Source organism: Enterobacter hormaechei ATCC 49162 (assembly GCF_001875655.1).
GTDB classification, from domain to species: domain Bacteria; phylum Pseudomonadota; class Gammaproteobacteria; order Enterobacterales; family Enterobacteriaceae; genus Enterobacter; species Enterobacter hormaechei.
The window spans coordinates 396958-415498 of sequence record NZ_MKEQ01000002.1 but is presented as its reverse complement, the minus strand read 5'-3'; the positions used below and the strand labels follow the sequence as shown (position 1 = coordinate 415498).

The 18541-nt window shown below is 45.3% G+C and carries 13 protein-coding genes and 2 pseudogenes; 7 read left to right on the top strand and 8 right to left on the bottom strand.

Features of this window, described 5'->3' with window-relative positions:
• Positions 1-47: 47 nt before the first annotated feature.
• From pglX to brxL, 5 genes are read left to right on the top strand one after another with little or no spacing between them, the layout of a single operon-like run.
• A complete protein-coding gene (pglX, locus tag BH712_RS21040) occupies positions 48-3653 on the top strand; it encodes a BREX-1 system adenine-specific DNA-methyltransferase PglX (RefSeq protein WP_006812020.1) in 3606 nt (1201 codons plus the stop codon).
• Positions 3653-4774 (top strand): AAA family ATPase, encoded by a 1122-nt coding sequence (locus tag BH712_RS21035; RefSeq protein ID WP_006812021.1) that lies wholly within the window; start codon positions 3653-3655, stop codon positions 4772-4774. The genes pglX and BH712_RS21035 overlap by 1 nt, the downstream gene beginning before the upstream one ends.
• The gene (locus BH712_RS21030; RefSeq protein ID WP_006812022.1) at positions 4768-5337 is read left to right on the top strand and encodes a hypothetical protein; all 570 of its coding nucleotides are present in this window, start codon (positions 4768-4770) and stop codon (positions 5335-5337) included. The genes BH712_RS21035 and BH712_RS21030 overlap by 7 nt, the downstream gene beginning before the upstream one ends.
• Positions 5337-7934, top strand: coding sequence for a BREX-1 system phosphatase PglZ type A (gene pglZ / locus BH712_RS21025; RefSeq protein WP_006812023.1), 2598 nt, complete (start codon positions 5337-5339; stop codon positions 7932-7934). Before BH712_RS21030 ends, pglZ begins: the two co-directional genes overlap by 1 nt.
• 10 nt (positions 7935-7944) lie before the next feature.
• Positions 7945-10014 (top strand): protease Lon-related BREX system protein BrxL, encoded by a 2070-nt coding sequence (gene brxL / locus BH712_RS21020; RefSeq protein WP_006812024.1) that lies wholly within the window; start codon positions 7945-7947, stop codon positions 10012-10014.
• A 114-nt stretch (positions 10015-10128) separates the two neighbouring features.
• On the opposite strand, the gene BH712_RS21015 is transcribed toward brxL, so the two are convergent.
• From BH712_RS21015 to BH712_RS21000, 4 genes are all read right to left on the bottom strand, one after another.
• Complete coding sequence (locus BH712_RS21015) at positions 10129-10755, bottom strand: inovirus Gp2 family protein (protein ID WP_006812025.1); 627 nt, start codon at positions 10753-10755, stop codon at positions 10129-10131.
• Between the two features lie 137 nt (positions 10756-10892).
• Positions 10893-12302: a YfjI family protein gene (locus tag BH712_RS21010; RefSeq protein WP_006812026.1), complete on the bottom strand. Its 1410-nt coding sequence runs from the start codon at positions 12300-12302 to the stop codon at positions 10893-10895.
• Positions 12303-12434: 132 nt separating this feature from the next.
• Positions 12435-12671 carry a helix-turn-helix transcriptional regulator gene (locus BH712_RS21005; protein WP_006812027.1) on the bottom strand — a complete coding sequence of 79 codons (237 nt, stop codon included), beginning with the start codon at positions 12669-12671 and terminating at the stop codon, positions 12435-12437.
• A 191-nt stretch (positions 12672-12862) separates the two neighbouring features.
• The gene (locus BH712_RS21000) at positions 12863-13726 is read right to left on the bottom strand and encodes a hypothetical protein (protein ID WP_019077733.1); all 864 of its coding nucleotides are present in this window, start codon (positions 13724-13726) and stop codon (positions 12863-12865) included.
• Positions 13727-13864: 138 nt separating this feature from the next.
• Here BH712_RS21000 and BH712_RS24775 point away from each other — a divergent pair, with 138 nt between their 5' ends.
• Positions 13865-14023 (top strand): hypothetical protein, encoded by a 159-nt coding sequence (locus BH712_RS24775; protein ID WP_006812029.1) that lies wholly within the window; start codon positions 13865-13867, stop codon positions 14021-14023.
• On the opposite strand, the pseudogene BH712_RS25305 reads toward BH712_RS24775, so the two are convergent.
• The 3 genes and pseudogenes from BH712_RS25305 to BH712_RS24390 form a co-directional block, all read right to left on the bottom strand.
• Positions 14020-14632 (bottom strand): annotated as a pseudogene (locus tag BH712_RS25305) (Fic/DOC family protein). The gene BH712_RS24775 and the pseudogene BH712_RS25305 sit on opposite strands and share 4 nt — an antisense overlap.
• Positions 14633-14636: 4 nt before the next feature.
• On the bottom strand, positions 14637-15953 hold the full coding sequence (locus tag BH712_RS20985; RefSeq protein ID WP_006812031.1) for a tyrosine-type recombinase/integrase: 1317 nt from the start codon (positions 15951-15953) through the stop codon (positions 14637-14639).
• A 341-nt stretch (positions 15954-16294) separates the two neighbouring features.
• A pseudogene (locus BH712_RS24390) lies at positions 16295-17406 on the bottom strand (IS3 family transposase).
• 48 nt (positions 17407-17454) lie between these two features.
• Between BH712_RS24390 and BH712_RS24940 the strand changes: the two are divergent.
• Positions 17455-17595, top strand: coding sequence for a hypothetical protein (locus BH712_RS24940; RefSeq protein WP_006812036.1), 141 nt, complete (start codon positions 17455-17457; stop codon positions 17593-17595).
• A 107-nt stretch (positions 17596-17702) separates the two neighbouring features.
• On the opposite strand, the gene BH712_RS20970 is transcribed toward BH712_RS24940, so the two are convergent.
• A complete protein-coding gene (locus BH712_RS20970) occupies positions 17703-18245 on the bottom strand; it encodes a hypothetical protein (protein ID WP_006812037.1) in 543 nt (180 codons plus the stop codon).
• Positions 18246-18541 lie beyond the last annotated feature (296 nt).

Here is an 18541-nt window from a genome sequence, read left to right as displayed (position 1 = left end):
TTCCCCATTTTCAGGGCAGACGTTATCTGCCCTTTTCAGGACTCCACATGAATACGTCAAACATCAAAAAATACGCCCCGGTGGCACGTAAACAGTTCCGCGATGCGGTCATGCAAAAACTGACCACGCTGGGTATTGAGGCCGATAAAAAAGGTAATGTACAGATTGCGCAGGCAACCGATCTTGGAGACCTGGTTCGCTATGGCCAGTTCTCGCTGGACAAATCCCTAATCTCACGTCGTGAACGTCTGGTAAAACGTGCCGAAAAGCAAGGCTACGAGGTGTTGGTAGAGCACATCGCTTACACCTGGTTTAACCGCTTCTGCGCCATTCGCTATATGGAATTGCACGGTTATCTTGATCACGGTTTCCGTATGCTGTCTCACCCGACGCTGGCAGGTGGTTTTGAGGTTCTGGACCATGTGCCTGAAGTGGCTGATGCACTTGGGCTGGACACATCGCGTTTGGTTGAGATGAAGCTGGCGGGCGATCGTGACGAAGAGCTGTATCGTGAACTGTTGCTTGCCCAGTGTCATGCGCTGCACGGTGCAATGCCTTTCCTGTTCGAAGCAGTCAATGATGAAATTGAGCTGGTGCTGCCGGATAACCTGACCCGTACTGACTCCATTCTGCGTGGGCTGGTGGACATTATTCCTGAAGAAGACTGGGAACAGGTCGAAGTGATCGGCTGGCTGTATCAGTCCTACATCTCCGAGAAAAAAGACGATGTAATCGGCAAGGTGGTGAAGAGCGAAGATATTCCTGCCGCGACCCAACTGTTTACCCCGAACTGGATTGTGCAGTATCTGGTGCAGAACTCGGTGGGTCGCCAGTGGCTGCAAACCTATCCGGTTTCCAACCTGAAAGGCAAAATGCCATATTACATCGAGCCAGCGGAGCAAACGCCGGAAGTGCAGGCGCAGCTGGCAGCCATCACCCCATCAAGCATTGAACCTGAAAGCATTAAAGTGCTGGACCCAGCCTGCGGCTCCGGGCATATCCTGACCGAAGCCTATAACGTGCTGAAAGCGATTTATGAAGAACGAGGCTACCGCACCCGTGATATTCCGCAGCTGATTCTGGAAAACAATATTTTCGGCCTGGACATCGATGACCGCGCCGCACAGCTCTCAGGCTTTGCGATGTTGATGCTGGCGCGTCAGGACGATCGCCGCATCCTGGGCCGTGGTGTGCGGCTGAATATTGTCTCCCTGCAGGAAAGTAAGCTGGATATCGCTGAGCTATGGACCAAGCTGAACTTCCACCAGCAGGTGCAGCGTGGCACTACTAGCCAGATGTTCCCTGAAGAGATGACACTAGCCAACACCGACAGCGCGGAATACAAGCTGCTGATGCGAACGCTGGCGTTATTTACCAGCGCAAAAACGCTGGGTTCGCTGATTCAGGTTCCACATGAAGATGAAGTGGCGTTAAAAGGGCTTCTTGATGAGTTGTATCGTCTGGCTGTCGAGGGTGATATCCCGCAGAAAGAAGCGGCGGCGGAGCTGATTCCGTATATTCAGCAGGCGTGGATTTTGGCGCAGCGTTACGATGCGGTTGTGGCGAACCCGCCATATATGGGCGGGAAAGGGATGAATGGCGAGCTAAAAGAATTTGCTAAAAAACAATTCCCGGACAGCAAGTCAGATTTGTTTGCGATGTTTATGCAGCATGCATTTTCTTTACTCAAAGAGAATGGTTTCAATGCGCAAGTGAATATGCAGTCATGGATGTTCCTGTCGAGCTATGAAGCGCTTCGCGGTTGGCTGCTGGATAATAAAACTTTTATCACTATGGCACATTTAGGGGCGCGGGCGTTTGGGCAGATTTCTGGAGAAGTGGTCCAGACTACTGCATGGGTGATGAGTAATAACCATTTTGAACGCTACCAGCCGGTATTTTTCCGTTTGATTGAAGGAAATGAGGAACTGAAGAAGACGGTTTTGCTCGAGCGGGAAAATCGATTTGATAATACTCTACAAGAAGACTTTAAAAAAATACCAAGCGCACCTGTTGCGTATTGGCTAACACCATCAATAATAGATGTTTTTTTTAGAGGGGAAGCTTTGAGGAATATATCCATTCCTCGACAGGGAAATACTACAACAAACAATGAAAAATTTGTTCGCTCTTGGTTTGAAGTTAATTTTGATAAAATTGGGCTTGGATACTCATCAGCAAAAGATTTTTCAGAGCATAAGAAAAAATGGTGTCCATACAATAAAGGTGGTGGTTCGTTAAAATGGTATGGGTTGAATGAAAGCATTGTTAACTGGGAAGACGGTGGTGAGCAAATAAAAGCCATACCACACTCAGTGGTAGCAAACGAAAGTAACTATTTCAAGCCTGGAATAACATTTTCTACGGTCTCAAGCTCTGGTTATGGATTTCGTCTATTTGATAATGGGTTTATCTTTGATAACAAAGGAGCTTCAATTTTCATCGATGGAGAAAAGCGACTTTACCTATTAGCTATACTTAATTCGAAAATATTTGAATTAACCGTTCATTCTATTACCCCAACAATTTCACTGCAGCCGGGCGACGTCGCTAAGTTACCTGTAATCGAGGGTGATAGCACTCAAATGGAAAAGGTTATATCTCTCAGTAAAGAAGCCGTTATGAAATCCAAACAGAGCTGGGATGATAAAGAATTATCTTGGGATTTTAAAAGACCAAATTTTATATCTAATACTGCATTAGATGAAGTGCTATCTAACTCTATAAATAAATATATTATCTCATGTCAAAATCATGCGGATTGTATTTCCGATATTGAGAATGAAATAAACATTGAGTTAATTAATATTTATGACATTAGAGAGGATGTTATATCTAATGTTGTTAGTGGTTCTGATTATATTAATTTAACCGCAATGATTGGGGAGCTGATTTCTTACATCATCGGCTGCCAAATGGGCCGCTACTCTCTCGATCGCGAAGGTTTAGTCTACGCTCACGAAGGCAACAAAGGTTTTGCCGAATTAGTCGCCGAAGGTGCTTACAAAACCTTCCCAGCCGATGAAGATGGCATCCTGCCATTAATGGATTCCGACTGGTTCGACGACGATGTCACCGCTCGTGTAAAAGAGTTTGTCCAAACCGTATGGGGTGAAGAGCACCTACAGGAAAACCTCGATTTCATTGCCGAAAGCCTCTGCTTGTACGCCATCAAACCGAAAAAAGGCGAATCATCACTCGATACCATTCGCCGCTATCTTTCCACGCAGTTCTGGAAAGATCATATGAAGATGTACAAGAAGCGCCCAATTTACTGGCTGTTCAGCTCCGGTAAAGAGAAGGCGTTTGAGTGTCTGGTCTATCTGCACCGCTATAATGACGCCACCCTGTCGCGTATGCGTACCGAATACGTGGTTCCGCTGCTGGCGCGCTATCAGGGCAATATCGACCTGGTTAACGATCAGCTTAAGAGTGCTGAATCGGGAGCTGCCACCACGCGCCTGAAAAAAGAGCTGGATGGGTTTACCAAGAAGTTCAACGAACTGCGCAATTTTGACGATCGCTTGCGTCACTATGCTGATAGACGTATCACTATTGATCTGGATGACGGCGTTAAGGTTAACTACGGCAAATTTGGCGATCTACTGGCAGATGTGAAGGCGATCACCGGTAGCACTCCACAGGAGGCATAATGGATCAACATCCCCTGATTATTAAAGGCTACAAGAGTATCGCGGAGCTTTCCCTTGTGGAAAGCCCACCGTTCATTACTTTTGCCGGGGCCAACGGCGCGGGAAAAAGTAACATTACCGATGCTCTGGCTTTTTTTGGTGCCGTGGTCAAAACCGGCGCGACTCAGGCTATTCGCGATTTCGGTGGTTTTCAGCAGATCCATTGCTATAAGCTGCGTAGTGAAAACCGGACGACGGCGTCACTGCATCTTGATATTGAGCTGGCAGGAAAACAGTTTACCTATGATCTGACGATCAAAAGTATGAATAAGAAGCCCGCCATTACAGAGAGGTTGGCGATCAATGGGGAGATCTATATTGATCGCAGACAACCAGATGCCCTCACCATCCGTTTAAGTGACGATCCCGAAATTCCCCCTGCGCATTTTCCTAACTATTCGTCAGATATGACGGCGCTCATGCTGCTGGGTAAAAGCGAGCTGTATGCATTTTTAACCAATATTGTCGTGTTCCGCATCGATCCGCTGCGGGCGAAAGAACCTGATGGTGCAAAAACAGACGCCTCTTTTCTGGACCCTCACGGCAAAAATATTGCCTCTGTGCTTGCTGAACTGGAGTCCAATAGCGACTTCAAAGAGCAAATACTGGACTGGATGGAGCTCATTGTTCCTGGTATGGAAAATGTGTCCACCGAAAAACAAAAACTGGATGGTTCAACAGTACTGACTTTCAAAGAACACGGAACTAAAGCGCGTTTTCCAGCACATTTGATCTCCGATGGCACTATTTATACCTTGTGCATTATGACGGCCATACTAAGTCGGGCGCAGCAGACAGGAATGACCATCATCGAAGAGCCAGAGCGAGGCATCCACCCTAAAGCCATCGGTGAGCTGGTGCAGTTGATGCGCGAGAATGCTACTTTGGAACATCCCATTATTATCACCACTCATAGTGAATCTGTTGTTAGAAACCTGGAACCGGATGAGCTGTGGCTTGTGAGTAAGCAAGAGGGGAAAACCCAGTTGAAACGTGCCTCAGATGCTGGTGTTGATAAAAAGAAAATCCCCCTGGATACCGCATGGTTAACAAATTTGTTTAACGGTGGTTTGCCATGGTAAAAGTTGGATTTATCGTCGAGGGCAGTACTGAATCTATCATTGTTAACTCGTCTTTATTTGTCGCCTTTTTGCAAAACCACGGTTTCGAATTAGTTACGCCGGTTGTAGATGCCAAAGGTGGCGGTAATCTTTTGCCAAAATATGTTGATAGCTTCGTCGCAGAATTAAAGGGGGCAGGTGCTGAGAAAATCTGCATTCTGACAGATTTGGAAGATGAAGCTTCAACTGAAGTGGTAAGAGCACGCATCGCTCATGGTGAGGTTGACGTCTCCTTTATTGCAATTAAAGCGATTGAAGCCTGGTTTTTGGCAGATTCCGAGGCAATGAAAGTCTGGCTCAATGTAGATGAATTTTATGAAGACCAACCCGAGGTAACGGTCACTAAACCTTGGGACAGACTAAAACAAATAGCCCAGCAACTAAACAAACCAGGGACTGGCCCTAGCAAAACTATTTTTGCAAATAAAATGGTTACCCGTTATGGGTTTGATGTGAGCAAAGCAGCTGCCCACCCAAACTGCGCAAGTGCCCGCGAACTGGTAGACTGGTTTGAGAATCAATAATGCAATTTAAAGAACTGGAATCCGGGCTTCGTCAGAAGTTTAACGACAATCGCATCGTCTTCTGGCACGACCCGGAGCAACGCTTCACCGATTCGCTCAATGAGCTGGATCTCGACAACGTCACACTGCTGGATATGGGCGGCGTTTCTGTGCTCGCCACAAAAAAAAGAATCGAAATCGACGAGCCAACACAGAAATTTTTACTCTATTTTACCAGTGAAGTTCCTGCCCATGAGCAGGACTGGCTGCTAGACATCCGCCTTTATAGCACCGAATTCCACGCTGACTATGCAGCGATCACACTGAATTCACTGGGCATCCCACAATTAGGGTTGCGCGAACATATTCAACTTCGCAAAGCCTTCTTTACCGTCAAACGTACCCAGTTACTTAAAGGCTGGGTCACCGAGCGCGAAACAGAAAAATCCCTCGATAAGAAGATGCTGGCAGTGGTTGCCGGAGCCAGCACCTTTGAAACCAAAGAAATCCTGTTTGCTCTGATCCAGCAATTTGTTGCTGCAAGTCATCAGGATGATAGTGCTTTAGAAAATACTTTTGCCGTGCTGAAAAAGCTGGGGCTGGATAAGGTCCTCTGGGAAATCCTTAACCTAGAACTGGGTTACCAGGCAGAAGCACCAACGCTGGAAAACCTACTGCTGAAACTGTTCTGTACCGATCTTTGGGCACAAGGTGATGACGCTCATCGCGAGTGGTTGAGTAAAAATGTGCTGACTACTGCCGCAGGTCGTGCGTCCGCCCTGGCCTTTATGGGGGCGTGGCGGAACGATCGTCGTTATAAAACAGAATACGATTATTGTGCAGCCGATCTCCAGCAGACACTGCAGCCGAAAGAGCATTACAACTACAGCTCGCCATATGCGCTGGCAAAATGTGACACTTTCGAAGCTATCGAGCAATTGATTATCCGTGGCCTGGTGACTCAACTACAGGAAGAAAGCACGACCCTGGACAGGGACGCGTTTAAAGCATTGGTGTCAGAACGTAGTGCGAAATACTGGAGCCAGACCCGCCCGGAATATCTCTCTATTTGGAATGCCTTACGCCAGGCTGAGCGCCTGCTTAATCTACGTAATCATTATACTGATGGATTTAATTTCCCCGATACCGGCACGTTCTGGAAAGCCTATTGCGGCGAAATTTATCGCTTCGATCAGACCTACCGCCTGTTCAATGAATATGCCGCGCCAGTGCACAGTAAAGGGGCGATGATCCTCCATGAGCTGGATAAATTCATTGAAGAGCTTTACAGCAATTGGTATCTGGCAGAGCTGAGCCGTGGCTGGAACAAACTGCTGGAAGCGGAAAATCGCATGCAGACCTGGCAAATTAGCGGCGTGCCGTTGCAGCGTAATTTCTATAAAGAGAATGTGAAACGGCAATTTGACACTTCGCAGGTGAAACGTGTTTTTGTCGTGATTTCAGATGCGTTGCGCTACGAGGTAGCAGAAGAACTGGGTAGACACATCAATCATGAGAAGCACTTCAGTGCCGAACTGCGCTCCCAGACGGGAGTGTTGCCGAGCTACACGCAGTTAGGTATGGCGGCATTGTTACCTCATGAGTCCTTGAGTTATCTGCCTGACAATTCCGGTGTGGTGTATGCCGATGGGATGTCTACCTCCGGGTTTGAAAAACGTGCCTCTATTCTGGCGAAAGTTAACGGTGTGGCATTAAGCGCGAAGGAATTGCAGAGCGCCAATAACCAAGATGTGAACGATCAGATTCGCAATGCCTCTGTGGTTTATATCTGGCACGACACTATTGATGCTATTGGCGATAAGGCGGCAACGGAAGACAAAACCTTTGAAGCCTGTAGAAGTGCAATCACCGAGTTGAAAGATCTGGTATCACGCCTGCGAAACCGCTTTAACGCCAGCCGAATTTTCGTCACCGCCGATCATGGCTTCCTGTTCCAACAACAAGCGCTGGTGGAGCAGGATAAGACTAAGCTGGAGAGTAAAGCTGTAAATGCCATTGAAGCGAAAAAGCGCTACATCGTCGGCCATCAGTTGCCTGTGAACGAATTTTGCTGGCACGGCAAACTGTCGGATACCGCTGGGACAAATGATGAGAGTGAATTCCTGTTGCCAAAAGGCGTACAGCGTTTCCACTTTGCAGGTGGCGCACGTTTCGTTCATGGCGGAGCCATGTTGCAGGAAGTATGTGTCCCAGTGCTGAAAATCCGGGCGCTTGAGAAAAAGGCTGCCGAGAAACAACCACAGCGCCAACCTGTATCAGTTGTTGCACGGGATCACGTGATAAAACTGGTAAACAGCATTGATAAAGTCGGCTTTATACAGACTACAGCGGTGGACGACCTCAATGAACCGCGCACGCTGAATATCTTTATCGTTGATGAAAATAATCAGGTTGTCTCCGGCATGGAAACGGTTTGCTTCGATAGCGACAATGACGATATGGGGAAACGTACCCGCGATGTGACCATGAAACTCATGGGCACAGCATTCAATCGTAAAAACAAATATGTGCTGATCCTGGAGAATGCGGACAGCGCCACAGAGTATGGCCGCTATCCGATTACAATCGACCTGGCTTTCCAGGATGACTTCTTTTAAGTGAGGCGTTATGCAACAGCAGGATAACTCGGCGACCAACATGGAAATGGCCTCTGTTCAGGACCTGGATTCATTATTGAATCAGCACTTTCGTGGCCGCGTGGTGCGTAAAGACCTGACTAAACAACTTAAAGAAGGGGCGAATGTTCCGGTCTATGTACTGGAATATTTGCTCGGTATGTACTGTGCATCCGATGACGATGAGGTTGTCGATCAGGGGCTTCAGTCTGTTAAACGTATTCTTTCTGATAACTACGTCCGCCCGGATGAAGCAGAAAAAATAAAATCGCTGATTCGTGAACGCGGCTCCTACAAAATCATCGATAAAGTCACGGTGAAGCTAAACCAAAAGAAAGACGTTTACGAAGCTCAGCTATCTAACCTCGGCATTAAAGATGCCCTAGTTCCATCTCAAATGGTGAAAGATAACGAGAAACTGCTGACCGGCGGCATCTGGTGCATGATTACGGTGAACTACTTTTACGAAGAAGGGCAAAAAACATCCCCTTTTTCATTGTTCACACTGAAGCCTATTCAGATGCCGAATATGGACATGGATGAAGTCTTTGAGGCACGTAAACAATTTGATCGCGACCAGTGGATTGACGTGCTGCTGCGCTCTGTAGGGATGGAACCTGCTAATATTGAGCCGCGCACCAAATGGCATCTGATTGCCCGCATGATCCCGTTTGTTGAGAATAATTATAACGTCTGCGAACTCGGGCCACGCGGTACCGGTAAAAGCCACGTCTATAAGGAATGCTCACCAAATTCATTGCTGGTTTCAGGTGGGCAGACCACCGTGGCTAATCTGTTCTACAACATGGCCAGCCGCCAGATTGGTTTAGTCGGCATGTGGGACGTGGTGGCGTTTGATGAAGTGGCGGGAATTACTTTCAAAGACAAAGACGGCGTGCAAATTATGAAGGATTACATGGCGTCAGGCTCGTTCTCTCGCGGACGTGACTCCATTGAAGGAAAAGCCTCCATGGTGTTTGTCGGCAACATTAATCAGAGCGTGGATACGCTTGTAAAAACTAGCCATTTGCTCGCGCCATTCCCGGATGCAATGATCGATACCGCATTTTTTGATCGTTTCCACGCCTATATTCCTGGCTGGGAAATTCCCAAAATGCGTCCGGAATTTTTCACCAACCGCTACGGTTTAATCACTGATTATCTCGCCGAGTACATGCGTGAAATGCGTAAACGTAGCTTCTCAGACGCGATTGATAAATTCTTCAAGCTGGGAAACAACCTCAACCAGCGTGATGTGATTGCTGTACGCCGCACTGTATCTGGCCTGTTAAAGCTAATGCATCCGGATGGGGCCTACGATAAAGAAGATGTACGCGTGTGTCTGACCTATGCATTAGAGGTTCGTCGTCGTGTGAAAGAACAGCTTAAGAAACTCGGCGGTCTCGAGTTTTTTGATGTGAACTTCAGCTATATCGATAACGACAGCCTGGAAGAATTTTTCGTCAGTGTGCCAGAACAAGGCGGGAGCGAACTGATTCCGGCAGGAATGCAAAAACCTGGTGTAGTACATTTGGTTACTCAGGCAGACTCAGGGATGACTGGCCTATACCGGTTTGAAACCCAAATGATGGCGGGAAATGGTAAACATGCCGTTTCAGGCTTGGGATCGAATACTGCAGCGAAAGAAGCTGTTCGAGTTGGTTTCGACTATTTCAAAGGCAACTTGAGCCGTATCAGTGCAGCAGCAAAATTCTCTGAACATGAATATCATCTGCATGTGGTAGAACTTCACAACACCGGGCCAAGTACAACCACCAGCCTTGCATCGTTGATTGCCTTTTGCTCTATGCTGCTGGCTAAGCCCGTACAGGAACAAATGGTCGTCCTGGGTAGCATGACACTGGGAGGCGTGATTAAACCAGTGCAGGATCTGGCAGCATGTCTACAGGTAGCATTCGATAGTGGAGCTAAGCGCGTACTGCTGCCGATGGCATCAGCTATGGATATCCCAACAGTACCGACGGAATTATTTACCAAGTTTCAGGTAAGCTTTTATGCAGACCCGGTGGACGCTGTTTATAAAGCTTTAGGCGTCAACTAAGATGGTTATGCAATAGCCAGTAATGCTTGTAACATATCCGTCATAGAATTGAGACATCATACAATAGCCATAGCCTTTCCATCCATAACAAAGGCTATGGCTGTAAAAAATAAATCAACCTCGACTACAACCGAAATTACGGTCTCCATCACCGAAGATTTTTGTTCGCACCTTAGTCATATAATCTACCCTATTCAATAAGTCGTTATAAGTTTCCTCAAAGTTCTCCCTTTTACGATTGAGAAGGTATTTGCCATTTGGCGGGTAATTAACTAACTTCCCCGAGCTATCTATAGGGATGCCAAGTGCACTGTACCAAGCTGTCGTTATCATTGTACGTAACGTGTTACGGTTTAAGTCGTAATCACCTAAATGATAATAAGCATCCTGATTGAAACACAGTATCAAATGGTAATGCCGCTTTCCATTTTTGGTATATTCTCTGACCCATGCGTAACGTAAAGTGGAATGTCGACTATCAGGCCAGTCTTTCCGTTGAGTTTTAATATGCTTATCGTGTTTAAGCTTTGCTTTTAACGCACTGGTAAAGCGAGATATAGCACCAGAGTCAACCCTGGGTTGAAAGAATGGGTTATCCATATTTTCTGTATCAATTGGGTCATGCAGATCAACACGTAGAATCATTGAGTTAAGATGTTCGTTTAGGGAGTCATCAATAACCTGTTTGATTCTATCCCGATATAGGGATACATGTGAACCAAACTCACTGTCGTATGTCATATAGTATCCTACCAAGTAATATTGAGGTATTGATTGGACTACAAATATATTACCTATCAAGATAACAAACCCTTACTGGTAATAGGCTCAGTTTGTATTTTTACTCTTGAATTAAATATCTGTTCAACCGTAGAATGTCAGAATATTGAGCCTGCTATGGCTATAAATACTGTCTTACCTTTCTTTTCTGTGAGTATTCTATTTTGAGAATATAGCGTATTAAGCACCTCATTTGCTTTGCTACGATTCCTGAATTTATTAGGGCCGTATTGGAGCACTGTATTTTTAGTAATCCAAGATGCCTTGAGTCGAATACAATAATTATTTATCCACCAATAAAGTTCATCCGCCTCCGAGATTGCCAGCGTGAATTCCTGGGGTTTAGAAAACAAGCGTACGTACTCGCCAACATACCAGGTACTTATCTCTACTGCGGCCTCAACTGTTAAAAGTGAGATATCACCCTCATCACCATTAAAATGGTGCAATAGTGCGGCTATTCTTGCCATATTTTCTGCCATTTTTGATGCGTAATCTTTAAAGTTTGACAGTCTTCCAAGAATCCCCATTTCATACTCGACATTATTAGAAAATGCGATCCAGCGTTTTTCTGCTTCTACAGTGAATCGGAGGCAAAGACGATCATTTTCATTATTTCTAGCAATACTTTCGTTAACGATCTTCATAAGTCTTTGATGAAATATTGGTAGATATTCGGTTGAAACAACCGGGCTAGTAATTTGTCTATTGCCTTGTGTTGAACCAGGCTGGCAGATTAGGCATCGTGCGAAGAAACCTATTCCCTTTGCCATATCACCTTTCCGTTTAATATAACCCTTAAAAATATTAGGCTGGACCATCAGTGACAGTGTCATTCTGGCATCTCTGATTAATTTTTCAGGCTCACCTTTCCTTTCTACAGGAAACATTGCACCATCCCACATCTTATTGATGAAAGGCAGTTCGTTCAGCGTGTAACCATTAAAAATAGTGCCAGCCTCATCAGACATAATGCCTACAGATCGCCAGTAGCCACAGAGGTAATCTTTAATGGCCGCGGGTGTGGCATCGTTAAATATCTGCTTGAATCTCACCGGTGATTTAGGATGCGATGCCAGCAGCACTTTAAGTTTTTCATTTGTTGCCAAATGATCTTTGTTACGTCTAATTTCTGACTTGAGTTTTGACATCAGAGATTTTTTTTCAATATTAAAAATCGCTTCATCATTTCGCCAGACGGTAAGATCATGGGTGTACTTTTCAAATAAATTTTCCTCCAGTTGATATAATGGCTCCATCAGCAATTTATCAACCGTACTTTTCCGTTCACCGGATTCTGCCAGTGTCAGTAAGAAAAGTGATACTGGGCCTCGCAGATTGTTCAGCCGGCAAACATCAATCCGGTTTTGACAGGCAAGAGAAATAACTCCCAGAGCAGAAGCTGCGATCAAAGCTTGCGGGGCTTGCGTATGCTGTTCCACTTCATAAATGGCATTTCTGATAATCTGAGGAAATGCATCTACAGGGAAAGGACTACCGTTAAACATATAACACCTCTAATACAATTCACGTTAAAAAGTTCCGCGCAAGTTGCTATTCCGCTATTAATTGCAGAAATAGCAGGATGAACACGGATACTCAGAAAAAAAACAAAAATAAATGCACAAAATCTCTGGATGCTAACGTTCGTTAATCCAGCAAAGTAGATCGCTTAACAGCCAGCCACAGGACTTCAACCCAATAGACTTACGCAACGGAAACTGACCGACTTGCTCCAGTTTCCAGGCCGTTGAACGAGATACCGATGTGATGTACTGACGCTCCTTTTCACGTACTAGGCGGTCATGGGGTTCGCCATAGTTACGCAGGACCTGTAAACGTTCTTGTGGTGTTGGATAGTTGAATGTTGTTTTCATGTTGCCTCCTTCGTTTCAGTGAAAGCAGCATGTCTCAGTTTACGAGGATGTGAAAGGAACAGACACCTTATTAAGGCCTTAATAAGGTATCGAGGACAACAGGAAAAGAACACTCTCATCCTTTTAACACAGCATGTAGGATGATGAGTTCGGACAAAGTGGACTGAGCTATATCAATTCAATACATTAAGTTACTTTGGAATGTTTTTTAACCAACGGCGAATAGTCTCAGGTTTGAATTCATATTCTCCACCATATTTATTTTTATTCAGACTGGTTAAAACACCTGCCATTGTTGTGAAGTTAACACTACCATCATTTTCCAAACAATACTCATTTAGCAAAATATATAAAGCCAAATGCTCTACCTTAGAATAACGATTTTCACTTTCTTTCTTTTCAATTTTCGATGAACCAGTCAATGCAAACTCTAAATTTTCAATGTCATCAACATTCATACATAGCTCACGTTTATTAACTTCAATTGCTTCTTTAAATATCAAAAAGTCCCCTTCATCATGTCCTATGACTTTCAATAAAGCTGAAACATCGTCATCCGACAACAAAGGATTTGAATTAGATATTTTATAATCACCCTTTATGAACCGTGTAGTTGGTCCAGGCTTAATCCGCCAATATCCATATGCGTAACCATCGTAATAAAACTGATCATCGCCGATGGGAATATAGAAAATACCCGCCCCTTTTTTCATTCGAAACTGTCTTATCTTAGTTAGAGGGGATTTATCTTTTTGATATAAATCAACTTCGTTAATAATTTCAACCTTGCGGTCTTCAATAAAATATTTATGCTGTTCGATATTATCTAGTGAACTATTAGGCGAGCCAATCTCGGTGGGAATATCGTTTAACACCTCCTTTAAGTGAGACTCATCGTCTTTACGAATAGAACATGATAATTGACACGGATTTCCTTCAAGATGTATATAGAGAGGGATGTTATTATCACACCAAAGCTCTATTATATTTTCTAACTTAATACTATATTTTATACAGATAGTTTCAACAGTAAGAAATTGAGATTTGTTTTCCATTATATTTTTCCTCCTCAGAATAAAATTCTCACCGATTTTACGCTTTTGATTGTGCTTTAAAATACTAACCAATGAGATCTATTGTCCAATTCATCCAGTACAACTATAATCCAATTGAATACATCAAGGAACCGCTCCATGCGCAAACAATCAATATCACCGCAAGTTACAAAAGCCCAGATTTACCGTTCCGTTGCCAGCTCAACAGCTATCGAAACGGGCGTTTCTGTACAAAAGATTGAGCAGCAACTAAAAAAAAATCAGGCACAGGCGAAAGCCGTTGGCCTCGCCCGCTAGTCTGGCAAGATATCGCTTACCAGCTGCATCATAGGGTTATAGTTCCCTGAGCCCCCGCCTGTATTGCCTTGAAGTAAAATGCCTTGTGCTCATCACACAGGCTGTAATCCAGTAAGCCCTTCCCTGCCAGAACCGACAGCACATCGCAAAGTAGCCGCGACAGACGCCCGTTACCTTCTCTGAATGGATGGATCAAAATAAACTCAACGTGGCATTCAGCCAGATAACTAACCAGCTCCGGGCGAGCCAGGGATTTCAGTTCACCAGTTCGGGAGAGAAACTACCTCTCGAAACCATCAAGAAGCAGAGGAATCCTGTCGGCAGCGGCAAACTGGAAGCCGTCTTTTGTCAGGTTGGCATTACGCAACCTCCCCGCCAGTCGTACACATTCCCCAGCCATTGACGATGCCATCTACTGATATGCTCAAAAACCAGCGCCTCAGGCGGCTGGCTCTCAATAAATAGCTGCTCATACAGCATCAGCAGCAAGCCAGACTCCAGCGTATCCATTTCCTGTTCATCAATGATTCCCAGCTTATTAGCCAGCACTAAATCTCCAGAGTCCGGCTGATACCGCTCTTCTGCTGAATTAAGCTCATATTTTGCCAAGCTCTTACCTCCGTCCAAACAAGTTCACAACGTTGTTTTCCTGTTGTCGCTGATAGTTGTTAACCCGGTCTTCCCAGATCTCAAGCGCCCTACGCTTTTCAGGCAAGTAATCATAACGATCATAGTGTTTCGAGCTGACGTCATTTAAAGCGTGATTCTGGATACGGTCGCGGATCTCTTTGCTGATCCCCGCCTCCCCCATCAGCGTTTTGCAGGTGCGACGTAAATCTCGTGCCGTGAAAACTTTAAACTCAGGATTAAAGGCCCGGAAGTACATGATGGAACGCGCCAAGCTATCAGTGCGTACCGGTCGCTCTCCATTGGTCGAGAGTGGGAAGATATAGGGGCTCCCACTTTCCTTAGCCAGTTCTTTCACCGAGGCTAATTCCTGTAGCGCAGAATCAGTCAGCGGGATCAGGTGTTCGCGCTTGTTTTTCGATACATCAGCTATGACCAGTAGCGTCTTTTGCTGCCAGTCAATCGCGCTCCATTGGCTGGCTATCATTTCAAACGGACGCTGCCCACCAGCATAAACACAGAAGCGAATCAGATGCTGCATCAGCGGCCCAACGTTGGTGGCCTCGGCGAACTGTTCCATGACAACACGCAACTCTTCCAGCGTTAGCCATGTATCACCCACTTTTTCCGCCGAAGACTGTTTCGGTATGGCCGAGACCGGGTTAACTTCAAGACCAAACGTGATACCCACGCTGGTATTCATCGGATCGTTATCAGCTTTCAGGCCGTAGTTAAATGCCGCCATCAGATACGAGCGAATCCGATTAGCATGCACCACCGCATCACGCTGGATAATGCCTGAGAGGATGGTTTTAATCTGGAGAGGTGTTACATCTTTCGCTTTGGTTTCTCGAGGGATAACCGTGTAGCACTCTTTTTCAAGACGCTTCAGAACATCAGCCCAGGTCCGCTTATTGTCGAGCTTCATCTTGTTAACGTAACCATGCACCAGTTCTTCAAACGATCCTTGAGAACGATGGATCTGCATGATGTGCTGTTCGGCCAGGCGCTGTTGCTCAAGCTCTTGCTGGGGCTCTTTTCCTTCAACAAGCCAGGCACCATACTTTTTCGCCAGCTCATTGGCCGTCACCAGTTTCATCTCAGGCCAGATGCCCAACTGGATGAACTTCTCTTTCTTCCCTTTCTCAACGTAGTAACGGAAATAAAAAACTTTGCTGCCTGAAGGCTGAACCTTAACGCCAAGCCTGCCAGTACCACGTTGAGCGCTGTTGCTCCACACGTAGTACGCCGTGCTTTTTGTCTTCAATCCACGTATAGCAGTCTCGGTAAGATTAGCGGCCATGAGTTTACCTTTCTAAGGATAAGCGTTACCTGACCCGATGCCCATTTCGGGTCAGGTAACGGGTCAGGTAAGGATAGTACAATGGGGAAATGAGAGAACCAATCAGAAACAAAAATAACTTCATAACTGATTGATTATAGACAATTAAAAATACGAATAGAGACAATGACGAACAATTAAAAACATGCCAATTTTATGACTCATAATCGCTTGGTCACTGGTTCAAGTCCAGCAGGGGCCACCAGATATCAGGGACTTACGAGAAATCGTGAGTCCTTTTGTTTTTTGGGGTGGCATTCACAGGTATTGAAGGTAAGGATCGTATTGTAAATAGACTCGTTTTAGTTCCAGGCATTTTTTGAGATCCCGGCCAGATAATGGTGCTGTCGATATTCCTCCGGTGTCATATTGTTCAGTGATTCATGCGGGCGTTCACAGTTATATACTGATAACCATTTCTCCGTGATTTCCCGCACTTCATTCAGCGTTCTGAACACATAAAAATCGAGTATTTCTGTACGGTATGTCCTGTTAAAACGCCCGATGAAAGCATTCTGCGTCGGCTTACCCGGCTGGATAAACTCCAGTTTTACTGCGTGCCTCTCAGCCCATTCAGTCAGCGCCAGAGAGATAGATTCCGGACCATTATCCATGCGCAGCATGACCGGATAGCCACGGTTTGCCGCGATCCTGTCGAGAACACGAACCACTTGCAAAGCTGGCAGATTCAGATCGATTTCAATCGACAACGCCTCACGGTTAAAGTCATCAATGACATTTAACGTGCGAAAACGACGGCCACAGGCCAGCGCATCATGCATAAAATCGACAGACCAGCTCTGGTTCAGCGCTTCCGGCGTGGCCAGTGGTGAGGGATTGCGTACCGGCAGCCGTTGTTTGCCCTTACGGCGAAAATGCAGCTTCAGCAGAAAGTAAATACGGTGGAGCCTTTTGTGATTCCACGGATATCCCTGCCGTCGCAAAACCTGGTAAAGCTTCGGAAAACCATATCGTGGGTATCGTTCAGCCACAGCCTGCAATGCGGCAATAACGGGCTCATCACGTGTGGTATCCGGGCGGTAATGGTAAACCGTTCTGCTCAGATTAAGACTCCGGCAGGCATGACGAATACTGAGTCCGGACGTCGTTATCAGATGAGTGACCAGCTCACGCTTAAAGGCTGGTTTTAAAGCTTTTTTTCGATGACGTCTTTCAGCACCCGGTTCTGCAGGCTAAGGTCGGCAAACATCTGTTTTAGACGGCGGTTCTCGTCCTCAAGATCCTTGATTTTTTTAATATCAGAAGCTTCCATGCCACCGTATCTGGACTTTCAGTTGTAGTAGGTGGCTTCAGAGATACCGGCCTCCCGGCAGACATCTTTAACCGTTCGTCCGGCTTCAACCGACTTAATCACAGCGATGATCTGATGCTCAGTAAAACGGGCTTTACGCATAGCGATCTCCTTCGTTGGCAGAGTGATTATGCCGGATGATCTCTAAATATGAATGGCACGATTATGCGGGATACTTACAGTATGAGTGTGGTGAAAATCAATAAACAAAAAGTGGCGAAGTGGTTAAAAACGTTTCCGGGTGAGCTGAATGATTTGGGTGATGTGCCGATGATTAAGCGGGGCAGGTAAGGAGAAGTTTTGCTCCCGGAGTATTGTCCGGGAGCAATGAATGCCACGATTTATCGTGGCTATTTTTTCACTATATTAAAAGCAGACTTCTTGTTGTGAGAAATTCATCAAAAAATACTGTCGGACTGACATATTTTAACGTCTCCCCACCTAATTACTTTAGCATCAGGATTAAGATCTTTTATGTTCAGGTTATCACCGGAAAACTCAGAGCCAGTTACAATTATATCATAATCATGATTTGGTTGTGGTATAAAGTCATAGCTCACCGAGCGCTCAGAATTTTGATAATAACCTTGCTGCGTCCAGTAATGGATAACTTTTATATACTGATCAGGTTTAAGAGTGAATTCATTTATGAACATCCCTTTGTTGTCTGACGATGGAGGCATCCCAATTTTTTTATTGCCTGTGACAGGAAGACCGATGATCGAGAAGCCAGATGTAATACGTCGTTCCAACATTTTCTTATAACAACCAGCAGGTTGCTTTTCAAAAAATTGAAGTGACGTATTACCGGTAGATGTGGTTCTTATCCTGGCTGCATCCGAGCCTTTATAATCTTCCAAAATAGGTCTCAGACCTGCTGTGCATCCACTCAACGTAAATACTGTAATGCCAATAATAAAATTTTTAAATTCCTTTTTCATTTATTTTACCTCAAATTAATAATTTTTAATGTTGCAAAAAAATTTACACTATTATCAACTGTATCGTTTCTTTTCTGTGCGGCCGCATTCACCGCAGTTTTTTCATGATCCATCCCGTCAGTGTAGGAGGTTAGGTTAATTTTTCGGAAAAGATGGTGGAGATTTACACTGGTTATATTTTTTGGATGTTTTATAAATAAAATTTATGATTATTACACCTACTCCTGCTATAGAACCAAAGCTCCCGGCGTGGTAGTCGGGAGCTTTCGATCAGGATTTTGGATCTGATGGGGGGG

Bases quoted from the DNA above. Each gene is read 5' to 3' on its own strand.
- pglX (WP_006812020.1), top strand. From the start codon at position 48: ATGAATACGTCAAACATCAAAAAATACGCCCCGGTGGCACGTAAACAG.
- BH712_RS21035 (WP_006812021.1), top strand. From the start codon at position 3,653: ATGGATCAACATCCCCTGATTATTAAAGGCTACAAGAGTATCGCGGAG.
- BH712_RS21030 (WP_006812022.1), top strand. From the start codon at position 4,768: ATGGTAAAAGTTGGATTTATCGTCGAGGGCAGTACTGAATCTATCATT.
- pglZ (WP_006812023.1), top strand. From the start codon at position 5,337: ATGCAATTTAAAGAACTGGAATCCGGGCTTCGTCAGAAGTTTAACGAC.
- brxL (WP_006812024.1), top strand. From the start codon at position 7,945: ATGCAACAGCAGGATAACTCGGCGACCAACATGGAAATGGCCTCTGTT.
- BH712_RS21015 (WP_006812025.1), bottom strand. From the start codon at position 10,755: ATGACATACGACAGTGAGTTTGGTTCACATGTATCCCTATATCGGGAT.
- BH712_RS21010 (WP_006812026.1), bottom strand. From the start codon at position 12,302: ATGTTTAACGGTAGTCCTTTCCCTGTAGATGCATTTCCTCAGATTATC.
- BH712_RS21005 (WP_006812027.1), bottom strand. From the start codon at position 12,671: ATGAAAACAACATTCAACTATCCAACACCACAAGAACGTTTACAGGTC.
- BH712_RS21000 (WP_019077733.1), bottom strand. From the start codon at position 13,726: ATGGAAAACAAATCTCAATTTCTTACTGTTGAAACTATCTGTATAAAA.
- BH712_RS24775 (WP_006812029.1), top strand. From the start codon at position 13,865: ATGCGCAAACAATCAATATCACCGCAAGTTACAAAAGCCCAGATTTAC.
- BH712_RS20985 (WP_006812031.1), bottom strand. From the start codon at position 15,953: ATGGCCGCTAATCTTACCGAGACTGCTATACGTGGATTGAAGACAAAA.
- BH712_RS24940 (WP_006812036.1), top strand. From the start codon at position 17,455: ATGAATGGCACGATTATGCGGGATACTTACAGTATGAGTGTGGTGAAA.
- BH712_RS20970 (WP_006812037.1), bottom strand. From the start codon at position 18,245: ATGAAAAAGGAATTTAAAAATTTTATTATTGGCATTACAGTATTTACG.